Below are 22,359 nucleotides of genomic sequence, written 5' to 3'. Positions count from 1 at the left end.
TCAATTCTATGAGGTGTGTCACGGGTTTATGTTATCTTATTCTTCATAAATCATCTTGACAGTCATACCGCCGTCTATAATTAAATTGGTACCCGTGATAAAGCCTGCAGCCGGCGATGCTAAAAACAAACAAGCCTGAGCAATGTCTTCCGGTTTGCCCACCCTTCCCACAGGGTGCTGAGCCAAGTCCTGGGGCCTTAGGTTGGGTTCTCTGCGCTGGGATTTTTTCCGCCATTGAGATACCTCAATCCATCCCGGGCTAATGGCATTAACCCTAACCTTTGGCCCTAAACTAATAGCCAGCGAATGGGTAAGAGCCAAAAGGCCTCCTTTTGAAGCAGAATAAGGTTCTGTATGGGGTTCTGACATGAGTGCTCTAGTAGATGCGATATTGATGATAACTCCCGGGTTTGCCTTCATAAGCTCAGGCGCACAGTATTTTGCCATCATATAAGGCCCCCGCAGGTTAACCCCTATCACCCTATCCCATTCCTCCATAGGACGGGTAAAAAGCGTACCACTGCTTCCAATACCCGCATTGTTGATCAAAATATGTATTCCCTCATACACTTTTATTGTCTGCTCAACCAGATTTTTTACATCATCCTCCTTCGATACATCAGTAGGTATGAATATGGCCTGTCCACCCCGTTCTCGAATAGTAGTCACGTGTTCCTCTCCGGCTTCCTCATCAATATCGGCTATCACCACGTTGGCGCCTTCTTCTGCAAAGGTAAGTGAAATAGCCATACCTATTCCCTGTGCTCCACCCGTAACGATGACAGTCTTATCCCTAAACTTCATAATTACATCACCTCTATAATAAAATATTATAGTAGCCACACATATTATATCAAGATAACCTGTTATTGAACAAATTTGTTTATTAGCCTTCAATTCGCATAATACTACCTTGTTAGATTCCCAAACATATCAACTGCTGTTACAAATTCTCCTGATAGATTATTAATCCCTCAAAAAGTTTTATTTAAGAAAGAACAAAGCTTATGGATGTAATGCGCCCATAAACAGGCAATTAGGATAGGGAGCGGCTTTTTTTTAGCCGCCGACCCTCCTACACCACCGTACGTGCCGGCCTGGCATACGGCGGTTCGTCAGAATTAGCGTACTTCGAGTATTGCTGTGTCAGACTTATCAAACCGAGATTTGCAAGATATTCATTGGTTAAAGTGCGACTTAATATTGGGCTATTGGAAACCCTCCAATAGCCTTTTCTCGTGTTGGCGAATTCCCATGCCTTGTAGTCCTCTAATCCAAGCCTAACTAGGTTGTCATGCCTTGTTTTGATTTTCCTCCACTGTTTCCATATACACATGCGAATCCTTCGCCTAATCCATTTATCCAGTCTACGGGACAGATTTCTCATATCCGCCAGCCCAAAGTAGTTTACCCATCCAATGATGCAACGGTTGAGAGCCTCTATCCTTTGTTCCGTGCTTTGGCCATTACTCCTGGATAGTATTTGTCTCACTTTATCCATGAATTTCTTTATCGGTTTGTCGTGGACCCGTATTCCTACTACTCCATCCTTTATGTAGAAGGAAAACCCCAGGAACTTTCGTTTCCAGGGTCTGTCCACGGCGCTTTTCTCCCTGTTGACTTGCAGCTTTAGCTTGCCTTCAAGAAAGTTTGTTATGCTCTGCATAACCCTTTCTCCGGCTCTTCGGCTCTTTACATAGATGTTACAGTCATCAGCATAACGGCAAAATTTGTGCCCCCGCTTCTCCAGTTCTTTATCCAGTTCATCCAGCATGATGTTACTAAGTAACGGACTCAAAGGGCCACCCTGGGGGCATCCCTTCTCTACTTCCACTACCACTCCGTTCACCATCACCCCAGATTTCAGGTAAGCCCGGATCAGCTTAAGCACTCTTTTGTCCCTTACTTTCCTTGCCACCAAGCTCATAAGCTTGTCGTGATTTACGGTATCAAAGTACCGGGCAAGGTCGTTGTCCACTACCCATCGGTAGCCCTCCTGGATGTATGTTCTTGCTTGCTTTACGGCATCCTTTGCGCTCCTCCCCGGCCTGAACCCGTAACTGTGTTCGGAAAATCCCGTGTCAAATATGGGTGTTAACACCTGTGCAATAGCCTGCTGAATTACTCTGTCAACTACTGTAGGGATACCTAGCTGTCTGACTCCACCACCAGGCTTGGGAATTTCCTTTCGCCTGACGGGTTGCGGAACGTATGTCCCTTCCAGTATGGCCTGTCGGATGGCATTACCGTGTTGTTTTAGGTAGGGCAGAAGTTCGTCCACCGTCATACCGTCAACTCCAGGGCTGCCTCCGTTAGCCTTTACTCGCTTGTAAGCACGGTTCAGATTGTCTCTGTCCACTATTGCTTCAAGCAGGTTACTGGAATACCCGTTGTCGCCGTTTCTTCCGTTCTTGGACGCCGCAGATACACTCAGCGCTTCCTGCATGCCTTCGGGTTCCACCCTATTCTTTGCAGGACAGCCTTCATATGAAGTTTTCTGCTTTCTTTGTGTATCCATCGAGTACCTCAAACTTCCAAAACCTCCTGACGTTCGGCCCTTCGGTAGGTGTTCATGACCACCTATCTACTATGGCCTCTGCTGACTTCTGGCAGTTCAGCCGTACATTACTGCACGGGTTGCCATGTTGAAATTCATCTCCATAGCGTATCTGCCAGACCTCCCCGGGTAAGAGCGACAGCCTTCATCCCATGTACCCGCCGCATTTACTGTATGAAGTTCGGGCAGTGTTGGACTTCGTTTTGTGTTGCAAACTCGTCCGCTCCAATACAGCCTCGTATGCGGTTCTTGTTCATCGGGTCGGGACTTTGCCTCCGGCTTCCTTCAGATTCCACCTCACAGTGGACACCCTTGCCTTTGGCTAGTGGTTCCCACTGCCAAGCCCACAGCGGATTTTCACCGCCAAGCTATCGCCCATGCCGGGCGCACAACAAGAAAGAGGGAGTGTCTGCATACTGCAGCACTCCCTCTTTCTTCTTTAATTAATACTTAGTTTTCTTTTGTCGATACTCCTCCAAGTCCTCGGAAGAAGCAATCACCGTTAAACAGGAACACGAGGATCAGGAAGAAGAACAACAGCTCATCAGAGTCCCTAAATAGCCCACAATTGCAGAATATAATCACCAACAGCAAGAAGAAAAAAAGCAAACTGTCATCCTTTTCACCTAATCTCCTTCCAAAGAAACTCATATACTCATACCTCCTTTAATGATTAGTACGCTCTCGAAAAGTCTGAGAGCCTTATTTTAGATTGTTTGCAGGTTCGGTCTTGGGACTTCACCCCATAATTATTCTGCAAGGTTGTTCTACAAAATCAATCGTTGTGCCTATGTTGCTCAGCTACTTTTCGAGAGTATTCGATTAATACTATTTGATTTGTTCTTTTATTTCTCTCTTTAGTACAATATATGTAAAAGTATAAAAAACTGTGAATATTTAATGCTATCCATTGCATACCCCAGAGTTTGATATTTACACTGAAGTCACCTTGTTTTAGACCGCATAAAATAGGCTCTGAGTTTGTAATTTTGATTTTATCGGAGATATCAAAAAGAGGGAGCGTGCATACTGCAGCACTCCCTCTTTTTGCCACAGTCAACGTTTTAGCATTCTTTGGAGTCTCTAATTCCTCTAAAGATGCCGTCTCCATTAAACAAAAATACCAGTATTAGGAAGAAGAACAACAGCTCGTCAGAATCCCTGAATATTCCACAATTGCAGAATATGATTACCAGCAGTAAGAAGAAAAAGAGCAAGCTGTCGTCGTCACCTAATACCCTGTCACCAAAGAAACCCATATAACCATACCTCCTTTAATAATTCACGCTTTTCTTATTGAGCCTTTGAGCTCTGTCTTCATTAAACAATATATGTCAGAATATAAAAAACTGTGAATATTCAGGCCCTATCCATTACACGCTAAAAATACTTTTTGGATTCCATGTATTCTCGAACCTTCTGTAGCACTTCCCCGAATCTCTGGAAATGAACGATCTCCCTCTCTCTCAAAAAACGCAAAGGATCAATTACATCTGGATCATCAGCAAGCTTAATGAGATTTTCGTATGTTGCACGCGCCTTTTGCTCAGCTGCTAAATCCTCATGAAGGTCTGCTATTGGGTCACCCTTGGACTGAATATAAGCAGCAGTGAAAGGCACACCTGTACCAGTGCTTGGATAAACGGCATTATCATGGTCAGCGTAATACGTGCCCATATCAGCCATCTTAATTTCTTCAGGGCAAGCACCTTTCATCAGTTGGTAGACCATAGCACCAACTATTTCGAAGTGTGCTAGTTCTTCGGTACCTATATCGTTAACAATATTGCTCATCATTGAGCACTTCTACTTGAATCCTGTAGTTCAGTTTGCCCGTGGCTTTATACCTCACTTTTATCGGTTTGACAAGGCAGTTGAAATATATTTCAAGGATTTTATCTTCATGCACCACTATCTTCTCGACCACTCTTCTATAAACCTCTTCAGGATTTTGAAGGTCATCAACCAGCGCATTGATTCTATCAATATATGATTTTAGCGTGTCCGCTCGTTTCTGATTGTTTATATTGATTTCCTCTATGTTCTTTATCTTTTTCTTTAACTCTTCAATCTCTTTATCGTATCTTTCGTTCATCAAAGCCACATCCTGTTTGGATATAACCCCCTCCAGCATACTGTCAATTAATTTCTCTTTTTTCCTGTTAATGTTCTCTATTTGCTTTAATAACCCATCTACACTCTTAACCCTTACAGGGGTTTCATACTTTTTGATAAGTTCCTTAAGGTCATTTACGATTTGTTCTTTATTGTCTATAATCACATTCTTAAGGATATATCCGATTATTTCGCCTAACACAACATGATTAATCGATCCCTGACTGCAACCAATGACATTACCCAATTTATCGGTTTTTTTCGTACCATGCCTGACAAACTCTTCGCATCTCCATGCCCTGTATGTATCCCCGTTTTTCAATTTTTTAACCCTGCCAACAAATCTGCTCCCACATTTGCCACAAAATATTTTTCCGCTGCACCAGTACCGATTACTGTGCTTGCTTTTTTGTTCTTTAATCGTATTCCTTCTTTGCAATTCTCTTTGTGTCGCTTCCCACAGCTCTCTTGAGATAATCGGCTCGTGATGGTTTTTTATATATATCATTTCTTCCTGTCCTTTGTTATACTTCTTTTTGTGGGTCAAAAAATCTGGCGTAAAGGTTTTCTTCTGACATAAATCACCCACATATTTTTCATTGCGTAAAATCTTTAAAACTGTGACATTACTCCAGTGAAGATTGCCCCTTTTGGTCTTTATGCCCGCCTCATACAATTCCCTTGCAATTGTATGTAAGCTTTTCCCTTCATTGGTAAACTTATGAAAAATCATTCTCACAATTTCCGCTTCTTCCTCATTAACACTCAACACGCCGTTTTTAAGATCATACCCCAGCGGCGCTCTGCCAAACACCACACCTTTTTCCATTTGCCTTTTTTGCCCCCATTTTACCCTCTGCGATATCCTGCGGCTCTCCTCCTGTGCCAAACTTGCCATTATAGTTAATCTTAACTCGGCATCGTCATCAAGGGTATTAATATTATCGTTGATAAATATTACACCTACACCCATGCTCTTCAATTTTCGGGTATAGTATATACTATCCAGAGTATTTCTGGCAAATCTCGATATTTCTTTCGTCAGAATTAAATCTATTTTCTTGTATTTGACATCCTCAATCATTCTCAGGAATTCCGTGCGCTTTTCCGTTGATGTGCCGCTTATCCCCTCGTCCGCGTAGATATCAACCAATTCCCATTCATCATTTTTTCGTATGTATTCTTCAAAAAATCGCTTTTGTGATTCAAAAGAATTCACCTGGTCATCTTTATCCGTTGATACCCTGCAATACGCGCATACCCTTTTTTTTCTGGTAGACATACCAAACACTCCACCCTCCCCAGGACATAGTTACTATACTCTGCCACTTTCCATATTGGCGCCAATACTTGTCCTTCCTGGAGGATTCGGCACCTGAAAACCTTCAACATTAGATTATATCACAAAGATATATATGAGTGCACTCAAGACCCGTGAACTAATATAAGACATTCTGTATTCTTACGCTAGAAATGTCGATTTTTCAAAATTTACTGCATATTTTTGGTCAACGTATTTTTTATCTGCAAAGGTTGCGCTGTTTATATCTCTTATCATCTTGTTTAATTGTTCTTCTGTTATATAACCCTCTTTTTGTAACTGGCACAATACCCCTATTTTAAAGTTTTTTATCAGCTCTTCTCTTTCTCTATCCGAAATGCTAATTTTTATATTGCTGTTCACAATCACAGCGCTCCTCCCCTCAGATTTATTGTGACCTCCTCCCACCTTTAAATAAAGATGGGATTTCTTTCTCATCGACGGAAACTTACACGGGTGTGGAGATTATTCTACAGCACCCGCGTAAGTTTCCCTCCCGGAAACTTATATTCAGCATAAAACCCTCAAGCACACTGCTTTAGCTATCAGCCTGTTGAAAGGTCATCGTCATTACATTCTATTGACAATGCCCTGTCCTTGACACCCCCTCACACAGAAAACGCAATGGGTTAACGGTGCAAAACCGCACAGGTTTATCAATTCTTATTTGCTTTGTGCTTTCAATATTTTCCACCACAACTATCACCCTCTCTGCTATTGTCCTGTTTATTGCTGCGCTCATCATTGCCTCTTCGCCTTCCTCTATCACTGCAACGTCAAACACCTTGTCGTTCATGTAAAAACTAATTTGAAACGGAAAATCGCCGCGCATATGCCAGCTTACCCTCTTCCTGAAGTGGACCAAAACCTCCAGAGCCTTTATCATCCTGTAATCCGGCTTTGATCCCAGGTAATATATTTCACCGTCCTGGCGTATCATCGTGCTGTTTACAGCCTTCTCAAGGAGCCTGTCAGTTGCATTGACAAGCTCCTTGAGCTGCTGTCTAGTCGCAGTTTTATACTCTCGCATGAAGTTTATAAGCTGACGCTCCTTACCGGACAAATAAGGAGCCATTGTCCAACACTCCCTTCCTTACCAAGCGCACCAGCGATCCCGTTATCTTGCGCTCACCCACGTTTATCTTCTTTATCTTCACAAGTACCCTGTCACCCACCTCAAGGTCAAAGTTGCTCCACCGGGGATACGGACAAAGCGCCGATACGCCCCGCTCAAGGTTCACAAAAACTCCATACGGCGGCAGGCCCGTCACCACCGCCAGATACTCACCGCCTATCCGGTATTTCCTCGGCACGTCTATAAACGGATCGGGTTTCGCATCCTTAAGCGACAGTTTTATCCTCGGCGGGTCGGTCATAAGCTCCAGTTCCCTTATCACCGCAGGGACCCTGTCGCCTATCTGAACATGGTCTGCCGGATTCGCTACGTACCCGTATTCGATCTCATTCTTCGGCACTACCACCTCCACCCCGTATAAGTCCACCCTTATCCTGTCTTTGCCCACTGCTACCACCCGCACCATCACCCTGTCACCGGGCTTATGTTTCGGCAGCTCCAGCTTCCGTCGTAGTTCCTGCGCCGCCTCCCTCGACGCGACCGCTATCTCTTCCTCCACGTCTATGCCCTTCACTATGAAATCAATCTCGCTGCCTATCATCGACCGGATTACGCGCCAGTCCTCCCGCACGCCCATCTCGGTTATCGGTATGATCACCTTTATGCCGTTGTAAAACACAACGCCGCAGTCGACCTGGTTGTCGTTTAATTTGTGCTTCTCAACCGCTGACAAAATCCCTGTCAGTATCCTCTCGCTCTGCCTTGAGGCGAATATGTCCCTCCATTTCTCTTCTTCAAGCATCAATGGTTTCACTGCCATTGAAATCAATCCTCCTTTGTCTTTTTAGTTTTCGCTCTTCTCTTTTTCGCGGATTCAAAAAGGTTTATCCTAAATACTGGAAAATTTTGTTATTTAAGGCATCGAGCCACCCCCTTTTTCCGTTGCTTTTTTGCTCTCATAAAAAAAAGCGGGCATTTGTTTGCCCGCCTCTCTATCACCAAAAGTCGTCGTCTTTCACCGCGCCTACCTGTTCTTTCTCCCCATCGCCGCCTTTGTCCCTCTCAAGCCCAGCAGCATCTTGGGATTTCAGTCCTTCGCTGCGCTCAGAAACCGTACCGGCTGTCGTCGCCGCCTTTGCCCATTCCCTTTCCGCTATCGGAGCCGGTTTTAACTGCCCGGCCAGCGGATGTCTTGTATAGTCCAGCTTCTTTATGATCAGCGGCTTCTGCCCGCGCAAAATCAGTATGGCGCTGTCATGCGGTAAACGCAGTATCTCATCAGTGTTGAGCAGGTTCCTTGAACTGGTGCCAAACGACACCTCGCCAAAATCAAAAATGCCTTCCAGTCCCGCTTTCTTCCGCGTGTTTATTGTACGCACCGTGCTCTTCCCCAGCAGCTCGCTCACAAACTCAGCAGTCATTACATCCGTCGCACCAAGAAACAGCCTGCTGTCGCAGTTCCCTATTATCTCCTGCCATGCATCGTTCGGATACCGGTTCTTCAGCTGCGCTATGTTCTGAAAGATTATCGAACAGTGCAGTCCCCTTGAGCGCATCGTGCTTATCTTCTTCGTGAAGTCCGGTATCGCACCTATGTTGGGAAACTCGTCAAGCAAAAAGTATACCTGTTTTTCGCCCGTGCCACCATTCAGGTCAGCATACCGCATAAGCTTTATGAACAAAAACGAGAAAAACAGACCGGCTAAAAAGTCAAAAGTCGAGTCGGTGTCAGGGAATACTGCAAAGTATGCGCATTTCTCCTTTGCCGGTAGCACAAGGTCTATGTCGCTGGTTGAGGTCAGTTCGCCCACAAGCTGGTTCTGAAACACCTGCAGCCTCGTGCCAAGGCCTATCACCACGCCCGTGCGCACCTTATCATCCGCCTGCGCATATATGTTGTACGGCATCTTTGCCGGGTGGTCCAGCGGCAAGCGAAAAAACAGCCTGTCTATCTCCTCTCGATTCTTTTTCGCAAGCAGCGCGTACACCGACGCCAGGTTCCGCTCTTCCTTCGGATATTCATTCACCACGTACAGCACCAGCGCCTTTAAAAGGTTTTGCTCCGCCCTGTCCCAGAACGGGTCGCTGCCCTTCGTCCCCGGTATCTTTGTATTCGCTATCACTACCTCCGCAAACGTCTGTGCGTCCACATCGCTCGTTACCTCGCTTATCGGGTTCCATCTGTCCGAACGCATCATGTTCACCAGATTGAATATCCTCACCGTGTACCCCATCCCTTCCAGGTACTCCGCTGTGTCACGTGCCAGCTCGCCCTTGGGGTCCGTCAAAATCATGCTGTGGCCCTCTTTCGACAACTGCAGTATGTTCGTCCGCACATATGCCCTCGACTTCATGCTCCCGCTCGCACCAAACACCGCTACGTGCCGGTTGAAATATGCCACCGGCGGAAGACTCACTACCCTGCCATTAAGCTCGCCAAATATTATCCCGCTCCACCTGCCTACATTCAGCACCTTCCTTGCTTCGCTCTCCGTCATGAAACCCGCCGTACCGTGTGTGCCCACCTCGGGTATGTACTGTACTCCGCTTTCCTTCGCTCTCGCTGCATATGCTATCAACAAAACAAAACCGAATAGCGCGGTACTTACTATCAACCACTGTGCATACAGATGACGGCTTATAAGCTCCTTTATGCACAATACCGGGTTGCGGTACAGTTGGCTCACCACCGGCAAAACTGTTGCTGCATTTCCTTCACCGTTCTTTATCATCACATAGCCGGTTATAAGTGGTACCAGCAGCCATATGCTCACAAATAAATAAAGAGCTGTCATTGCAGCTCCTGCTATCAGCTTTTTTGTTTTTTGTTCATCCACTGGTTTGTTGCACCCCCTTGCTTCATGGGTCAACAAACAGATCAAGCGCTTCCCTTAAGTAAATGCGCTTTACTTTTAGCAATGCATTCACTATCTCTGGATCAAATGCTGTGCCTGAGCGCTGTTTTATACTGTTAAGCGCCCAGTCAAGTGCCAGTTTGTCCCTGCCACCACCAGGGTTTACCAGACCGTCCAGTTCGTCCGCCACCGCTATTATCCGTGCCATTAACGGGATCTCCTCACCTTTTAACCCCTCCGGATAGCCGCTGCCGTCCCACCGTTCATGATGATACAGCACACCGGGTAATGTGTGTCCCAAATACCGGTTTTGCTTCACATACTCATACCCCTTCTTCACATGCATCGCATAAACTTCCTGCATGTGCGGAGGGAGGGTTACCATTGATGGAACGGGGGCCATCTTGCGTATGTTCTCCGGCAATGCAACCATCCCAATGTCGTGATAAGATGCCGCTTCGTCCAACCCTTTTACTTCCGAACGGCGTAAGTCCAACACGTCCGCTATGGCCATCGATATATGCGTCGTCCGTAAACAGTGGTTCCACAATATTAAATCCTGCGCCCGAAATGCCTCGCTTATCTTTATCGCTTCCGTTATGTGCTTTGTCATCCTCATTATTCATCACCACCATCTTTCTCAATCAGTCTCTCTGCATCTACTGCCATTACCTCAAACCCTGGGTACTTTTCCCTGTAATACTCCTCCCGGTCTTTCAGACACACTATCACCACATTGCCCTGTGACCGGATCCGCCTGTATGCTAAAAGTTCGGCATATTCGTTCAGCCGGGCTATCTTCTCAACGTCGTTGAATATCAGCACCACCGCCTGCCTGCCATTGTCCACCGTATAGTCCGCTCCCTTCCATTCAGGAGGCCCCCCATGCTCAAACAATAACTGTGCCGCTTTCTTTATCATGTTCTCTCTGGCAGCACGCTTGAGTAACGCCAGATTGACGTCATTGTATAAAAGCAGCCACTGCTCAATTAGTCCCATAGGCTCTTCCCCGTAATCTTGCATCGCCTTCTCGCTCTCTGCAAATATCACTGCACGATTGAGTCCCAGCGTCACCGGCAGGTTCATTATTTCTTGCTTTAAATTGCGCAGGCTTTTATCACGCGGCTCTTTCCCTATGTTGTATACTGCGTACTCTACCTCCTTGTTGCTGATAACGCCGTATAGTCTTGCACCGCGAAGGCTCAATCCTCCTCTTTCCTCTTTGTACCGCCAGCTCGGTATAAAATCCCAGCCACTTCCTGATATTTTAACTGCAAAATCTGCAACCTTGGGATAACGTGTTTCACGAGATATCGAATCAGGCAATGCACGACAAGGAAAATTGTTTTGTTCTAAAAGCTCCCTTCCTGCTTTGGTTAAGTATACCAGGTTTTTCTTCCTGCTTATCAGTTTTGCTTTCTTGAGTTCGGTTAACCTGTCTTCGTGATATTTCTCTGTGCCAAATATCTTTCCCACGGTGTTCACTGAAACTACGGCGTACTCCGCCAAATACTTTAACAATTCCCAATCCCTGGATGTTATTCTTATTTTCTTACAGGCAGACAAATTTATTTCCCTCCTTTTTCATCGATTCTCTAAAATGAGTTTCTGCACTTCCACAGGTTACTCGCCAATGGCGAATACTGCCTCGTAGCCTCGCCTTTTTTTGAGCACAAAATTGGTAAAGAAAAGCTTGAAATTAACAAGAAAAATGGGTTGTATAATTATCGGGGCAAATAAAGGTCGGGACTACATTAGAAAAAATCCCGACAAAAAATTACATTTTTATCCATTATCGCATAATAAAGGAAGAATTTTTGCCATGTTGTTGTAATCGAAAATATAGATTTCTGTACGCATTGTATCACTTATACTTCCCTCAACGCCATAGGCAAGATGAGAAACGGTATCGTCTTTTATAAGGCCGGAAAGAACGATACCATCAAGAATGGGTTTTATAAGCCGGTTGTCAGCATCCCAGAATTTACCCGGGTAAAACAGTTTTATGTATACAAAGATTTTTGGATAGGTCGGACATTTTATACTCCATAGAGCTGCCTTTACAGTTTTCTGCCATAGATTGTAATTTTCTCTGTTTGTACGTTTGTTTTTAAAAGGCACGTCCGGGATTGTGATTTTGATGTAGTCGCCGCTGTTTTCCACCTTCCAGTCGCACTGCGGGGGGACAATAAAATCTTCATCCGGTATGTCGGATGAAGATTTTAAGAGTTCGGCATTGTATCGGTCTGCCATTTTGAGCAGTTCAAGGCGCAGGTTTTCCACCATAGCAAGGGTTTTTTCAAGTGAGTCTTTCAACGAGAAGCACCTCCTTAACTATCTGCCCATAGAAAGAATTTGGTCTATTCCCCTTTGCAGTTTTTCCATGAGCGGATCTATTTGCTGGTTGTTATGCGGCTGCACTACTGTGGAATTGGAGGGGGAGAGAGAAAGAACACCTTTTTGTGAGATATCATTGAGCAGGCGGACAATGTCGTCCAGCGTTTCGAGTTTTTGGAGGGCTTGCTGGATAGAGTCTATTTTTTCATTAAGGCCATGAAGAGATGACAGAGCATTGTTGAAGGCCTCGATTTTTTTTCGTACTGCAGGTATTTGAGGAGGACCTGGCGCACGAATTCGGCACGGTTGTTGCTTGGTATGGTGGATAACCACCGGTACAGTTCGGGATGTTTATCTTCACTTATACGGAGAAATATATTGAGCACCGTCTTTCTCTCCCTTTTTATTCCAATTCTGGTTTTGATATCAGTTTTTAAAAATTTTGGCTTTCACGGCTTGACATATCTGGTTTAGAGCTTGATATCAAAATTGATATCAAAATTTTAAAAAACTTACTTCAATTATGCTGGCGACAAGGGCCAGAGTCTGATATCAAAATTCGGGTATTCAATTAGAAAAAGTATTTAAATACCATTTATGGAAGGTATTGTTGATATCATTTTTTAGGAGAAATCACCTCAAAGCCGCTATTTAAGCGGCCTTGAGGCTGATATCATCTTCTATTTCAACCTACTCATTGCCACTTTGAGAAATCCCTTTGCGTTTGCCATCTGTGCATCCTCAACCAGGGTCACACGTGGATGGAAGTTCTTGAAGTATGTGAACAGGTCTATGCCGCCGCCACCGGAAATAAAGATTGTGCTGAACAGATTGAACTTTTCAGCCCATACCCCCTTCACCCTGTTCTGTATCGTTCTTGCTATATACTCTCTCACCTCTGTGAGTTCCCTTGTTATATCCAGGTACTGTGACTGGTAGAATATCTTACCCTTTCCGACCAGGGCCAGCAGGTCCGAGGTTGCGAGCTTTGAGCCGCCCGTCCGTTCCGTATAAAGCCTGTCGGCTGCAACCAGCATATCGGACATGCCGATGTCCACCGTCCCGGAGAGTTCCTCTTCCAGCGAGAAGGTGTCATTCACCGAGAAAGCTACAAAGTCAGTGGTCTTAAACCCTATATCGATAAGCCCAACGTATGAGTTTTCTATCATGTATTTTTGCGGGTCGCTCATCATGACGTAGTAAATAGCGCCGGCAGCCTGCGGGAACACCAAAAAGTCCGATATCTCGACATATTTCTTCTGCGCAAAGTCGACATAAAAGACTTCTGCAGTGAAGCTCTTAAGGAGCGATTCAAACTGCTCTTTTTGGTGCACGTACTGCTCAAGCGGCAGGCCGGTTGCTACCTTGACCTGGTGTTTTCCTTCCGGCAGGAACAGCGTCAACCCCGTTGCCAGCAGCACGTGTGTCTCGTCCAGGTTGAGCTTGTTGTCATCCAAAATAAAGGACGATGAAAGCTGTTTTTCGGCGAGTTTTCCAACAAAATATTCTTTATACCCGGTAGCCTCAATGATCTTTATGTGCAGGTTTTCCAGTAGGTCTTTGTTTCCCTGACTCCATGCGGCAGCCAGCTGTCTATCATGACCCCTTGTTACCAGCGAGGGAAACACCACCTTGTTATTGTTCTCCGTAACAACTTTTGTATAACCGTATCCTATGTCTATACCTATTAGCATTTTTTCTCCTCTCCTTCCTTCAAATTTTCGTTTAAAAAGCGTTTTTTGATGAGGGATATAATTTGTATTACCGAATTACAAAAACCAAAATACGGGCAATTTTGTGCGTTTCAGAGGTATTCTGGTCGACAGGGTTATCCCTGCACTGCAACAACTACGCTTAGCAAAACGGTCGCAAGAAAAATGGACGGAGCAAAAGGTGATTGAATCTTAAAGGGATTCTGGTGCGTTGCAACGCCCTGTACAAGTATGTATACTATTGCTATGATACATGATACAAATACCAGAAGGGGCGAATGCCAGCCAAAGAAAATCGACAGGGCAGTTAAAAGTTTTACATCACCTCCCCCTAGTCTCCCCTTTGACACCACGTACACGGCGTAAAGAATAGTAAAGGTCACTGCAGCGGACACCAGTGCTTCGATTATCCCACTGGTCAAAAGTCTATACGCAATGCCGTACAGGGAGATGGCCAGCACCGGCCAGTGGTCTATCTCCCTGCGCTTTAAGTCCGTGTATGCCGTGTACGCTGTTGCTCCAACAATCGGTAAAGATATAAGGAACTGCATACTTTCACACCACCTCTTTCAGTATCTCCTCTGCGTGCGCATCCAGGTCTTTTACCTCTATAGCAGGCGCACTCAAAAGGTCTGTAAATGTGCGCCACATGCGGCTCACCGGGTTGACCACCACAAGGACGTAGTCATAACGACTGCAGTTTTCCCTTATGCGGTTTATCTCGGCGGGTGTTGCTTTGGTCAGCAGCAAGACTTTATTCGATGCCTCCAGTGCTGCACGTACCAGCACGTTGTTTTCGTTCGGCAGGTCGATGATTATGAAGTCAAACAGCGCCCTGCCGTACTCTATCATCTGTTTGACGTCTTCAGGTGTTATGTTTTCTACCAGACTTAGCCGCGGCGGGGCCTGCATGATATAAATATTGGGTCTGAATTCTATGAGGCATTCTTCAAAGGCCTCGCGAGTGCGGGACTTCAAGTACATACCCACATGCGGTATTGCTTCCAGACCGAGCATGTAGCTTAAATCACTGCCGCCGTCCTGAAAGTTCAGGTCAAGGATGAGCACCTTTAAGTCTTTTGGAACGGTTAGGGCAAGGGTCTTAACAAGGGTTGTCCGCCCCACTCCGCCTTTTACGGACCACACGCTTATAACCGACTGCCTGTACACCTGCCTGTGGTTTTTGGCCTTGAGCAGGGTCTTTTTCAGCGTGTGTGTCAGTCTCGATACGGTATTCCCGCCAGCAAGATAGTCCGATAAGGGCACTATCTTTATATCTTTCCTCTGTTTTTATTGCGTCTTTGTACTCCTGTTTATCCGATATCGTACCATATGCTGCTATTTCACTGTATGCTACCCTGTAGAGTTCACGCACCGCTGCTGTTACCGCCTCATCGGCTATGATGTCCACCATACTCTTTTCGTTTACAAGCAGAAAAGTGTTGAAGTACAGCAAAACAAACATGAACGAGACGGCCATGAGCAGAAAATAAAAGAGTACCATGCCAACTCCTCGCTTATCCCTGACTATCATGGCAGTTCCTCCATAACCTGCGAGCTTACTCCCCTGACCTGTGGCGGTGGGAAAACGGTGAAAAACTGCGGTACGGTATAGGTTATTTCCACCGTGATCTTGCTGCCGGGAGAGATACCGTCAGGGGCTGAAAATATTATTTCGGACCGTTCGTCCCAGCCTGCGAGAAAGCGCTGGCCGTATTCGTTTGCCACGGCTACAGCAGTTTCATATGGTGCTTCGCTTTTGACCGCAGCACGTGCTGCTGAAAAAGCCGCAGCATTTACGGCAAGCTGTGCGGTTGCCACGCCTATTAGCTGGATAATCATACCGGCTACAAGAAACATGATAAACAGCATGAAGGCTGTCACCATGAGTTCGGACACACCATGTCGGTCTTTTAATAACCCATGCATGGATATGAACCCTCCTTTGTGCCGGAAAAATTAATCCTTTCAGTAATGACCGCATCACCTCCCTTTTACCAAAAGCAAAAATGGGAGAAGGCTTTTCGCCTTCCCCCATTTGTCTAAATTTTTACTGCCAGGAGCCAGTAGAACCAGTGGAACCGGGGTTGGTATTGAGAGTGGTTGTGATATTACCTATCATGTCGTTCCAAACATTCTTTATCGTGTCACGTGCACCAGGGAATATTACTACCAGGATGAGTGCGGCAAGTGCCAGTACGCCTACCACTTCCAGCAGGTGGGACACAGCCTTTTTGTCTGCAAAAAAGTCCTTTACCCTGTTGCTGACGGCGATATAGCTTTTCAGCATACCCTCCTTCACCTCCTCCTTTACAGAGTGTAGAGAATTCATAATACCCTTCTGCATCCTGCATATCTCCCTTTAAAAGTTTTTTATTTTTTTGTATAGGTACCGGAGTTTATCCGGTCTTTTGGCATTATCGAAAAATATTCAATGCGCCCATGTTTGCTAAAAGCGGCACAAGTATCATCACAAGGAGCGGGATAAAGTACCCCAGGAACACAACGACAAACAGTCCGTTGTCGAGCAGTGTAGCGCGCTTCATTTTTGTATTGAGGCGCTCTTCTTCTATGTCGTTTAATATATCCTGCAGCTGTGCCGCCAGACCGCGCGGGGATTCTTTGGACTTCATGAGGACGCGCACCACACGCTGGAAATATTTGTTCATGCTTTTGTCTGCCGCTTCCTGCAGCGATACTTCAAGCGGTACGCCCAGGTTCAGGCGGTCAACCGCATCCTTTATAATGTCACGCATAACCCCCGTCTTGTTTTCGGCAATGTACTGCAATATATTTTCAACCGGCATTTCTACCGATAGTCCCTGCACGAGCACGTTCACCACTGCCGGTAGTTCGCTGTCCCTCATAAGCCGTGCCTTGTATTCATCAATGGGCTTCTGGTAATTGACGTATATCAGTATCGAAAACCCGGCCGCTCCAATGATGAGCATCAAGGGGCTGATACCGCGTACAATCCCCAGAGCAATAATCAGGAGCAAAAAACCTGCGAGCACCATGACTGCCGAAAAAAACTCTTCAGCGGTCTTTACCTCGAATACGAAGAGGCGTACGCCGCCAACATTGCGCAGGTCGCGGTCGATACGTCTGTACAGGTTTTCACCGACAACCTTTTCAACTATGCCCTTTTTAACAAAGTTTACCCGTCTAGGGCCGGACTTTTTGAGCTTCAAAGCTCGGACACCTCCTTATTGATACGGCGGAGGATGTACAGCGTTGAACCAGCATAACTGGCTACCGTATAAGCAAGGGCAATTTTGCCTACAACGGTATTAAAAGCTGCAGAAAATTCAGGTGAGGATGAAAAGATAAAGAACATTATACCGCCCATGACACCTGCTATACCGAACATCATCGTCTTTATCTCTGTCAGCTTGGTGGATACCTGTGCATTTTGTTTCATGCGCTGTTTTATCTTCTTTGACACATCTTCGCACACGTCAGCTACGGAGGCACGCATCTGGTATGCAAACACAATGCTGTCCACCCAGAAGTCTATCATCGTGCTTTCCGATGTCCGAGCAAAATCGCGGAGTGCCGTGAGCAAATTTATACCCGTATCCACCTTGTGCAGTATCTTAAGCAGCTCGCCGCGTAAAGGCTGTTCCGTTTCCTCTACCACCTTTCGGATAGCATTTTCCAGATTCGGCACTATCTTTAAGTAGTCCGCTATGTCCTGGACGGCTTCTACAAACTGGTGATTGAGTTTTACATGACGCCTGACACCGACCATGTTCAAGAACCACGGGACGGCAAACACTAAAATAACGGGGACCACTGCACTTAACCAGCCAAACCCCAGTATCACCATTGCCGCAAATATCAGAGTATCGAGCACCACAAAAGTTAAAAAGGCATCTTCAGCATTGATACGGCTCAACCCGGCACGGTTTAAAAGATTGCTTATATCTGTGATGAGGTTGTTGTATCCCAGTGCTTCCAGCAGACTGAATGAGCGTTTCGCACGCGGAGCTACCATCTGCCGTTCGAGCAGGCTGATGAGCTTCTGCTTCCGGTATTCCCTGCAGGAATAAATAAGTATCACAACCATGAATCCGCCCACAGCGGTTATTGCCGCCATAAAAAGGATCAAGGTCATTGCTATCAGCCCCCGTAAATGTACTCCAGTACGTAATTGCCGTTATCGTCCACATCCAGGAGTTCCGCTATCTCCCCTATCGCGCGCCTTTTGGTATTGCCCAGCTCATCGCTTTCAAGATAAAGATAAACCAGGACATCTATCGCCCTGGCTATCATGCGCCGTATTAACACCTTGTCCAGCGGTTTGTACTCGTTTATGAGCGTCTCCAGCTTATCCAGCCCCAGCAGTGATGAGCTTGCGTGTATGGTCGTCATTGAGCCTCTGTGCCCGCTGTTCAGCACGTTCACGAGCGTAAAAGCCGATTCCGGTGTACGGATCTCCGTCAGGATTATCCGGTCAGGGTTGGCACGCAGACAATCGTTTAAGAGGTCCTCATACGTTATTGCACGTGCTCCCTCCGTCCTGTCGCGGGTCTTGAAATAATAAACATATTTCAGTGGGGCCTGTATTTCCCTGGTGTCCTCAAGCACCGCCACAATATGATTGGGGTGAATGTAATGTGTCAGCGAGTTTATAAGTGTGGTCTTTCCTGCGCCGGTCTCGCCTATTACCATGATGTTTTTGCGGCTTTTTACGGCGTCAATCAGGTATTCGGCTACCGTACCGCTGAAGGACTCGGTGCGCTTTTTCCCCCTGTAAATTTGTGACTTCCGTACCGTTTTGGTTACGGGAGCCAACAAATCGGGCAGCCCTTCCGCTAATTCATCTAACTTCTGCATTAGCTTTTGGTGACGGCGTATCACTATATACGGTTCGGCAGCTTCGGGGGGAATGACCACCAGTACGCGGGACCCGTCATATAGCTCTGCGTCGACCGACGGCTCGGCTTCAGATATGTTCTTGTTGGCTGCCGCAACTATGCGCCGGTACACCGTTTCGACCTGATGCAGGTCTTTAAAACTCTCGGGAGCATCGTACTTTACCCCGTCTTTGACGTACATTATCCTGGTGCCAAACACTATTATGTCGGTTACACCATCCATGCGCAGGTATTTCTCCAGCGGTCCCAGCCCGTACAATCGGTTGTAAACCTCATCAATTACTATGTCCAGGTCGGCCAGATAGTGCGGAAAATTGACTTCCAGATAGCGTGATACCGCATCCCTGACAGCGATCTTTATATTGTCAAGACCGGTGATGCCTATAAGCTCCGGTCTTACGGCCTGTGCTATCAGGTCATAATCAGCCGTTCTGGTCTTGTTTATCGTCCAGGATCTTTCCGTCAGAGTTTGCGCCATCCTTTACCCCCCTTAAAAAGGCCAACAGACCGCTCTTTGGCTTTTCAAAAATATCCGGCATTAAATGGTGAAGGATAAACTGCATGTGTTTCTTCAGCCGGATATCGCGGTAGGAACTCAGTCCCCTCAAATACGGTATGGTGTGTATGACCGGTATCTGAGGACCCGTCAGGTTTACGCACTCCATTCCCTTCCGTTTGTGCATGTTTACAACCTGCACAAACCTGGTAAGGTCTATAAAATTGTTTGTACTTGCCCAGTCCAGAGCACCTATTGTGCGGCTAACAACCGAGCAGTTGTCAACCGATACCAGTATGGTCCTGTCCGCAGCGTTGAGTGCATCTATGATGGCCGGACAAAAAAGGGGTTGAATATCAACCAGTATCAGGTCGTATACTTTTGTCAGTCCAGCAAATAAATTGTGTACATCGTTTTCCTCAAATCGCTCTGGTATATCTGCGTAACCGCCCGGTATGGCATTAAACTTTTCGCCTTCCGGACGCTGTGCTGCATACTCAATGCCACTCCGCATTGCCGTGTAAACGTTCTTTCTCCTGTCAATGTCCAGCAGCGAGGGAAAGTCGCCGGGTGTGAAGTCAAACTCCACAGCGCAGACCTTGAGTCTGTTTGCCGCTTCCCTTGCTAGCGCAAGGGTTAAAAGCGTGTTTCCCACCCCACCCTTTGGAGAATATACTGTCACTATCAATGCACGTCACCCCCTTCTCTTTATGGTAAAACTTTTTCGTTTACATTAGAGTTGCCTTGTTCAGTGTTGTTTACATTGTTTACATTGTTTACATCAGTAGATGAAGCAGTATTGGCGGGCTGCTGCCCCGTTCTCTCTGCAGACAGCGGCTGACCCTTGTTATTGAGTATCTTGTAAGCACCGCTTGCAATGTAGGGTATCATAAGCCGTGCATTATCCAGAGTGGTCTTGATTATTGCATACTGCTGCTGACCGCCGGTAGTGCTGGCAATGCTTTTTATCTGATGTATCTCTATGTTGTCTATGAGAATCGGTGTAACATTTGCCTGGCTGGACGGCAAAAGAGCCAGTATGATCTTTTTGTTAAACTGTGCAACGCTGCTGTCCATGGCGGGAATGGGTATGCTGAGGAGGATTTCATCTTCCTTGAGTTCCACATCCTCCGGTGATACCACAATTGAGCGGGGGATGAGATCGCCCGGCATACGTCCCACGAGGAGCATCTTGCCCACTACCTCATCGGGAGACTTAACCACATCCCGCGGTACCGCACTCACTGGCATGGGTTTTACGGTTATCATCGATGGCGCTACTTCCGTTGTCTCGCTTATCTGCTGCTGTACTACCACCACGTTTGTCGTACCCTCTTTGTTGTAAAAGAAAAGATAGGCAGCCACGAAAATAAGAATGGCTGCTGCAGTTGCTATTTTTATTATCCTGTTCATGCTTTTTTTGCCGCTTCTTTTGAAGAAAAGCGGCATCTACACCTCCTTCTTGTTTTTATTTGCTCTTGATAAGGCACCAGTACATATACAACGAGACAAAGAAAACGGATAAAGCACCAATAACAATCGGAACAATTTTGTCCTGCATGGCAAAAATAAGGAGCTGTCTTTCAGTCCCGCATACTGAAAGACAGCTCCTTTTTCCTCCTTTCTGTTAAATTTGCCGATTTTACGGTTTTACGACCGTGAGCGGGTCAATATAATTGCCCTGTGTGTATGGGCCAAGTGTGACGCGGAAGTCAAGGTGCGGACCTGTTGAACGACCGGTACTGCCTACCTTCGCCACTATCTGCCCTCTGCGTACCGTCTGGCCTGTAGTTACCTCAATCCTGCTGCAATGCCCGAATATAAAATCATAACTACCGGCGCGTATCACTAACATGTTGCCGAATCCTTCATCCTGACCGACAAATATAACCTTGCCGTCATCTGGTGCTATTATATTCGCACCTTCCGGTGCGGGAATGTCTATGCCATAGTGCATACGCACGATATTGTCTATCGGGTCAATCCGTCTGCCAAAGTACGACGATATTGTTGTATTGCCCGGTACCGGCCACTCAAGTTCACCACTTGATCCACCTAGTGTTAGCACTCCACTTGCAGGCCATACTCCGCTGTATTTCCATACATTATGACCACTGTAATTCGTAAGTGCAGACAAAAAGTTAGGCGATAGTGTCAGTATGGTTGACGGTCTTAAAAGCGTTGTGGAAATACTGTTCACAGGGATGTTAACAGTTATTGAAAAACTCTTTTCTTGTCCTTCGTGGATATAGTACCCCGTAAACGTAAACGGAGAATTCGGTTTACCTGCTTTATTGTACTCGTAAATTGCACGGTATGATCCGTTGCCCGGAGAATTGTTTGTCAGTTTACTGTAGACTAGTGTCCCCCATGAGTACGTCTCCGGTTGAGTATACCGGTTTATTCTGTGCTGTGATTCTGCTCGCGTTACTGTTATAGGTTCACTGTGTAGTACCGTTTTATCGGCCCTTAGAATCAGCAGATTAAGATTGCTCCAGCTTATGGTTATATCCATGTTTGATGGCTGACCGCTTGGTGTCTTGTTAAACTTTGTAAAAACGTATGTTGGGGTTTTGCTGATTGTTATTGTTCCGGCAACTGTTTTTTCTGGTTCCTGCACCGTCACAGTACATTGTGCTTGCTTGCCTTTGTATGTTGCCGTCACTACTGCCTGTCCTACTGCTTTGCCGGTTATAACTCCACTCGAATTTACCGTCACAATTGTAGTGTTGCTTGAAGTATACTGTGCCTGCGTTGTTACATCTTCGGTTTTAAGGTGACTCTTGTTCTGCAAAAAAGGCAGTGGAATTGGTAAAGCTACCAAAAATTAAATATGGCATAGTTACTAAAGCTGTGGTAAATTTATTTATCATAAATTCATCACGGTAGTGTCAAATAAATAATGAAAAAGTCAACGATAAGAGAATTGTTATCAAAACATGGACTTTGGCAACAGAATATAGACTAAAAATATAAAAACACAGTAATTAAGAGTGCTTAATAAGTAAGAT

At 45.9% G+C, this 22,359-nt stretch carries 26 protein-coding genes; all 26 read right to left on the bottom strand.

Annotated elements, in window-relative coordinates:
* Positions 1-36: 36 nt before the first annotated feature.
* Positions 37-804 carry an SDR family oxidoreductase gene (locus KVG29_RS11240; protein ID WP_252228541.1) on the bottom strand — a complete coding sequence of 256 codons (768 nt, stop codon included), beginning with the start codon at positions 802-804 and terminating at the stop codon, positions 37-39.
* A gap of 271 nt (positions 805-1,075) precedes the next feature.
* Positions 1,076-2,518 (bottom strand): group II intron reverse transcriptase/maturase, encoded by a 1,443-nt coding sequence (ltrA, locus tag KVG29_RS11235; RefSeq protein WP_420840559.1) that lies wholly within the window; start codon positions 2,516-2,518, stop codon positions 1,076-1,078.
* A gap of 489 nt (positions 2,519-3,007) precedes the next feature.
* A complete protein-coding gene (locus tag KVG29_RS11230; RefSeq protein ID WP_252228539.1) occupies positions 3,008-3,208 on the bottom strand; it encodes a hypothetical protein in 201 nt (66 codons plus the stop codon).
* A gap of 413 nt (positions 3,209-3,621) precedes the next feature.
* Positions 3,622-3,816 carry a hypothetical protein gene (locus KVG29_RS11225; RefSeq protein WP_252228538.1) on the bottom strand — a complete coding sequence of 65 codons (195 nt, stop codon included), beginning with the start codon at positions 3,814-3,816 and terminating at the stop codon, positions 3,622-3,624.
* A gap of 121 nt (positions 3,817-3,937) precedes the next feature.
* Positions 3,938-4,351 (bottom strand): manganese catalase family protein, encoded by a 414-nt coding sequence (locus tag KVG29_RS11220; protein ID WP_420840558.1) that lies wholly within the window; start codon positions 4,349-4,351, stop codon positions 3,938-3,940.
* Complete coding sequence (locus KVG29_RS11215; RefSeq protein WP_252228536.1) at positions 4,335-5,954, bottom strand: recombinase family protein; 1,620 nt, start codon at positions 5,952-5,954, stop codon at positions 4,335-4,337. The genes KVG29_RS11220 and KVG29_RS11215 overlap by 17 nt, the downstream gene beginning before the upstream one ends.
* 180 nt (positions 5,955-6,134) lie before the next feature.
* On the bottom strand, positions 6,135-6,401 hold the full coding sequence (locus tag KVG29_RS11210; protein ID WP_252228535.1) for a hypothetical protein: 267 nt from the start codon (positions 6,399-6,401) through the stop codon (positions 6,135-6,137).
* Between the two features lie 169 nt (positions 6,402-6,570).
* Entirely contained in the window at positions 6,571-7,068 is a 498-nt protein-coding gene (locus KVG29_RS11205; protein WP_252228534.1) for a DUF5697 family protein, read from the bottom strand.
* Positions 7,046-7,888: a S1 RNA-binding domain-containing protein gene (locus KVG29_RS11200; RefSeq protein ID WP_252228533.1), complete on the bottom strand. Its 843-nt coding sequence runs from the start codon at positions 7,886-7,888 to the stop codon at positions 7,046-7,048. Before KVG29_RS11200 ends, KVG29_RS11205 begins: the two co-directional genes overlap by 23 nt.
* A 175-nt stretch (positions 7,889-8,063) precedes the next feature.
* Positions 8,064-9,905 (bottom strand): VirD4-like conjugal transfer protein, CD1115 family, encoded by a 1,842-nt coding sequence (locus KVG29_RS11195; protein ID WP_252228532.1) that lies wholly within the window; start codon positions 9,903-9,905, stop codon positions 8,064-8,066.
* A 22-nt stretch (positions 9,906-9,927) separates the two neighbouring features.
* The gene (locus tag KVG29_RS11190; protein ID WP_252228531.1) at positions 9,928-10,542 is read right to left on the bottom strand and encodes an HD-GYP domain-containing protein; all 615 of its coding nucleotides are present in this window, start codon (positions 10,540-10,542) and stop codon (positions 9,928-9,930) included.
* A complete protein-coding gene (locus KVG29_RS11185) occupies positions 10,542-11,489 on the bottom strand; it encodes a hypothetical protein (RefSeq protein ID WP_252228530.1) in 948 nt (315 codons plus the stop codon). Before KVG29_RS11185 ends, KVG29_RS11190 begins: the two co-directional genes overlap by 1 nt.
* 219 nt (positions 11,490-11,708) lie before the next feature.
* Positions 11,709-12,239: a RusA family crossover junction endodeoxyribonuclease gene (locus KVG29_RS11180; RefSeq protein ID WP_252228529.1), complete on the bottom strand. Its 531-nt coding sequence runs from the start codon at positions 12,237-12,239 to the stop codon at positions 11,709-11,711.
* Positions 12,240-12,257: 18 nt separating this feature from the next.
* Positions 12,258-12,593, bottom strand: a complete 336-nt coding sequence (locus KVG29_RS11175) for a hypothetical protein (protein WP_252228528.1) — start codon at positions 12,591-12,593, stop codon at positions 12,258-12,260.
* Positions 12,594-12,940: 347 nt separating this feature from the next.
* Positions 12,941-13,954 (bottom strand): ParM/StbA family protein, encoded by a 1,014-nt coding sequence (locus KVG29_RS11170; RefSeq protein WP_252228527.1) that lies wholly within the window; start codon positions 13,952-13,954, stop codon positions 12,941-12,943.
* 134 nt (positions 13,955-14,088) lie between these two features.
* Positions 14,089-14,523: an A24 family peptidase gene (locus KVG29_RS11165; protein ID WP_252228526.1), complete on the bottom strand. Its 435-nt coding sequence runs from the start codon at positions 14,521-14,523 to the stop codon at positions 14,089-14,091.
* 4 nt (positions 14,524-14,527) lie between these two features.
* A complete protein-coding gene (locus tag KVG29_RS11160) occupies positions 14,528-15,097 on the bottom strand; it encodes a CpaE/TadZ family protein (protein ID WP_252228525.1) in 570 nt (189 codons plus the stop codon).
* Complete coding sequence (locus KVG29_RS11155) at positions 15,075-15,506, bottom strand: hypothetical protein (RefSeq protein ID WP_252228524.1); 432 nt, start codon at positions 15,504-15,506, stop codon at positions 15,075-15,077. Before KVG29_RS11155 ends, KVG29_RS11160 begins: the two co-directional genes overlap by 23 nt.
* Entirely contained in the window at positions 15,503-15,901 is a 399-nt protein-coding gene (locus KVG29_RS11150; RefSeq protein ID WP_252228523.1) for a hypothetical protein, read from the bottom strand. The genes KVG29_RS11155 and KVG29_RS11150 overlap by 4 nt, the downstream gene beginning before the upstream one ends.
* Positions 15,902-16,022: 121 nt before the next feature.
* Entirely contained in the window at positions 16,023-16,319 is a 297-nt protein-coding gene (locus KVG29_RS11145; protein WP_252228522.1) for a hypothetical protein, read from the bottom strand.
* Positions 16,320-16,389: 70 nt separating this feature from the next.
* On the bottom strand, positions 16,390-17,163 hold the full coding sequence (locus KVG29_RS11140) for a type II secretion system F family protein (RefSeq protein WP_252228521.1): 774 nt from the start codon (positions 17,161-17,163) through the stop codon (positions 16,390-16,392).
* On the bottom strand, positions 17,160-18,071 hold the full coding sequence (locus KVG29_RS11135; RefSeq protein ID WP_252228520.1) for a type II secretion system F family protein: 912 nt from the start codon (positions 18,069-18,071) through the stop codon (positions 17,160-17,162). The genes KVG29_RS11140 and KVG29_RS11135 overlap by 4 nt, the downstream gene beginning before the upstream one ends.
* Before the next feature lie 23 nt (positions 18,072-18,094).
* Complete coding sequence (locus KVG29_RS11130; RefSeq protein ID WP_252228519.1) at positions 18,095-19,330, bottom strand: TadA family conjugal transfer-associated ATPase; 1,236 nt, start codon at positions 19,328-19,330, stop codon at positions 18,095-18,097.
* Positions 19,275-20,036: a CpaE/TadZ family protein gene (locus KVG29_RS11125; RefSeq protein WP_252228518.1), complete on the bottom strand. Its 762-nt coding sequence runs from the start codon at positions 20,034-20,036 to the stop codon at positions 19,275-19,277. Before KVG29_RS11125 ends, KVG29_RS11130 begins: the two co-directional genes overlap by 56 nt.
* A gap of 20 nt (positions 20,037-20,056) precedes the next feature.
* A complete protein-coding gene (locus KVG29_RS11120; RefSeq protein WP_252228517.1) occupies positions 20,057-20,797 on the bottom strand; it encodes a CpaB family protein in 741 nt (246 codons plus the stop codon).
* Between the two features lie 193 nt (positions 20,798-20,990).
* Positions 20,991-21,485 (bottom strand): M23 family metallopeptidase, encoded by a 495-nt coding sequence (locus KVG29_RS11115; RefSeq protein ID WP_252228516.1) that lies wholly within the window; start codon positions 21,483-21,485, stop codon positions 20,991-20,993.
* Positions 21,486-22,359: the final 874 nt, after the last annotated feature.

This window comes from Caldicoprobacter algeriensis, assembly GCF_023838525.1.
In the GTDB taxonomy this organism is placed as follows: Bacteria; Bacillota; Clostridia; order Caldicoprobacterales; family Caldicoprobacteraceae; genus Caldicoprobacter; species Caldicoprobacter algeriensis.
This window is presented reverse-complemented; position numbering and strand designations above follow the sequence as displayed.

Coding starts and splice junctions, on each gene's coding strand:
- KVG29_RS11135 (WP_252228520.1), bottom strand. CDS start 18,071: ATGGCGGCAATAACCGCTGTGGGCGGATTCATGGTTGTGATACTTATT.
- KVG29_RS11190 (WP_252228531.1), bottom strand. CDS start 10,542: ATGAGGATGACAAAGCACATAACGGAAGCGATAAAGATAAGCGAGGCA.
- KVG29_RS11225 (WP_252228538.1), bottom strand. CDS start 3,816: ATGGGTTTCTTTGGTGACAGGGTATTAGGTGACGACGACAGCTTGCTC.
- KVG29_RS11130 (WP_252228519.1), bottom strand. CDS start 19,330: ATGGCGCAAACTCTGACGGAAAGATCCTGGACGATAAACAAGACCAGA.
- KVG29_RS11170 (WP_252228527.1), bottom strand. CDS start 13,954: ATGCTAATAGGTATAGACATAGGATACGGTTATACAAAAGTTGTTACG.
- KVG29_RS11200 (WP_252228533.1), bottom strand. CDS start 7,888: ATGGCAGTGAAACCATTGATGCTTGAAGAAGAGAAATGGAGGGACATA.
- KVG29_RS11205 (WP_252228534.1), bottom strand. CDS start 7,068: ATGGCTCCTTATTTGTCCGGTAAGGAGCGTCAGCTTATAAACTTCATG.
- KVG29_RS11145 (WP_252228522.1), bottom strand. CDS start 16,319: ATGCAGAAGGGTATTATGAATTCTCTACACTCTGTAAAGGAGGAGGTG.
- KVG29_RS11230 (WP_252228539.1), bottom strand. CDS start 3,208: ATGAGTTTCTTTGGAAGGAGATTAGGTGAAAAGGATGACAGTTTGCTT.
- ltrA (WP_420840559.1), bottom strand. CDS start 2,518: ATGGATACACAAAGAAAGCAGAAAACTTCATATGAAGGCTGTCCTGCA.
- KVG29_RS11155 (WP_252228524.1), bottom strand. CDS start 15,506: ATGATAGTCAGGGATAAGCGAGGAGTTGGCATGGTACTCTTTTATTTT.
- KVG29_RS11220 (WP_420840558.1), bottom strand. CDS start 4,351: ATGAGCAATATTGTTAACGATATAGGTACCGAAGAACTAGCACACTTC.
- KVG29_RS11240 (WP_252228541.1), bottom strand. CDS start 804: ATGAAGTTTAGGGATAAGACTGTCATCGTTACGGGTGGAGCACAGGGA.
- KVG29_RS11215 (WP_252228536.1), bottom strand. CDS start 5,954: ATGTCTACCAGAAAAAAAAGGGTATGCGCGTATTGCAGGGTATCAACG.
- KVG29_RS11120 (WP_252228517.1), bottom strand. CDS start 20,797: ATGCCGCTTTTCTTCAAAAGAAGCGGCAAAAAAAGCATGAACAGGATA.
- KVG29_RS11165 (WP_252228526.1), bottom strand. CDS start 14,523: ATGCAGTTCCTTATATCTTTACCGATTGTTGGAGCAACAGCGTACACG.
- KVG29_RS11150 (WP_252228523.1), bottom strand. CDS start 15,901: ATGCATGGGTTATTAAAAGACCGACATGGTGTGTCCGAACTCATGGTG.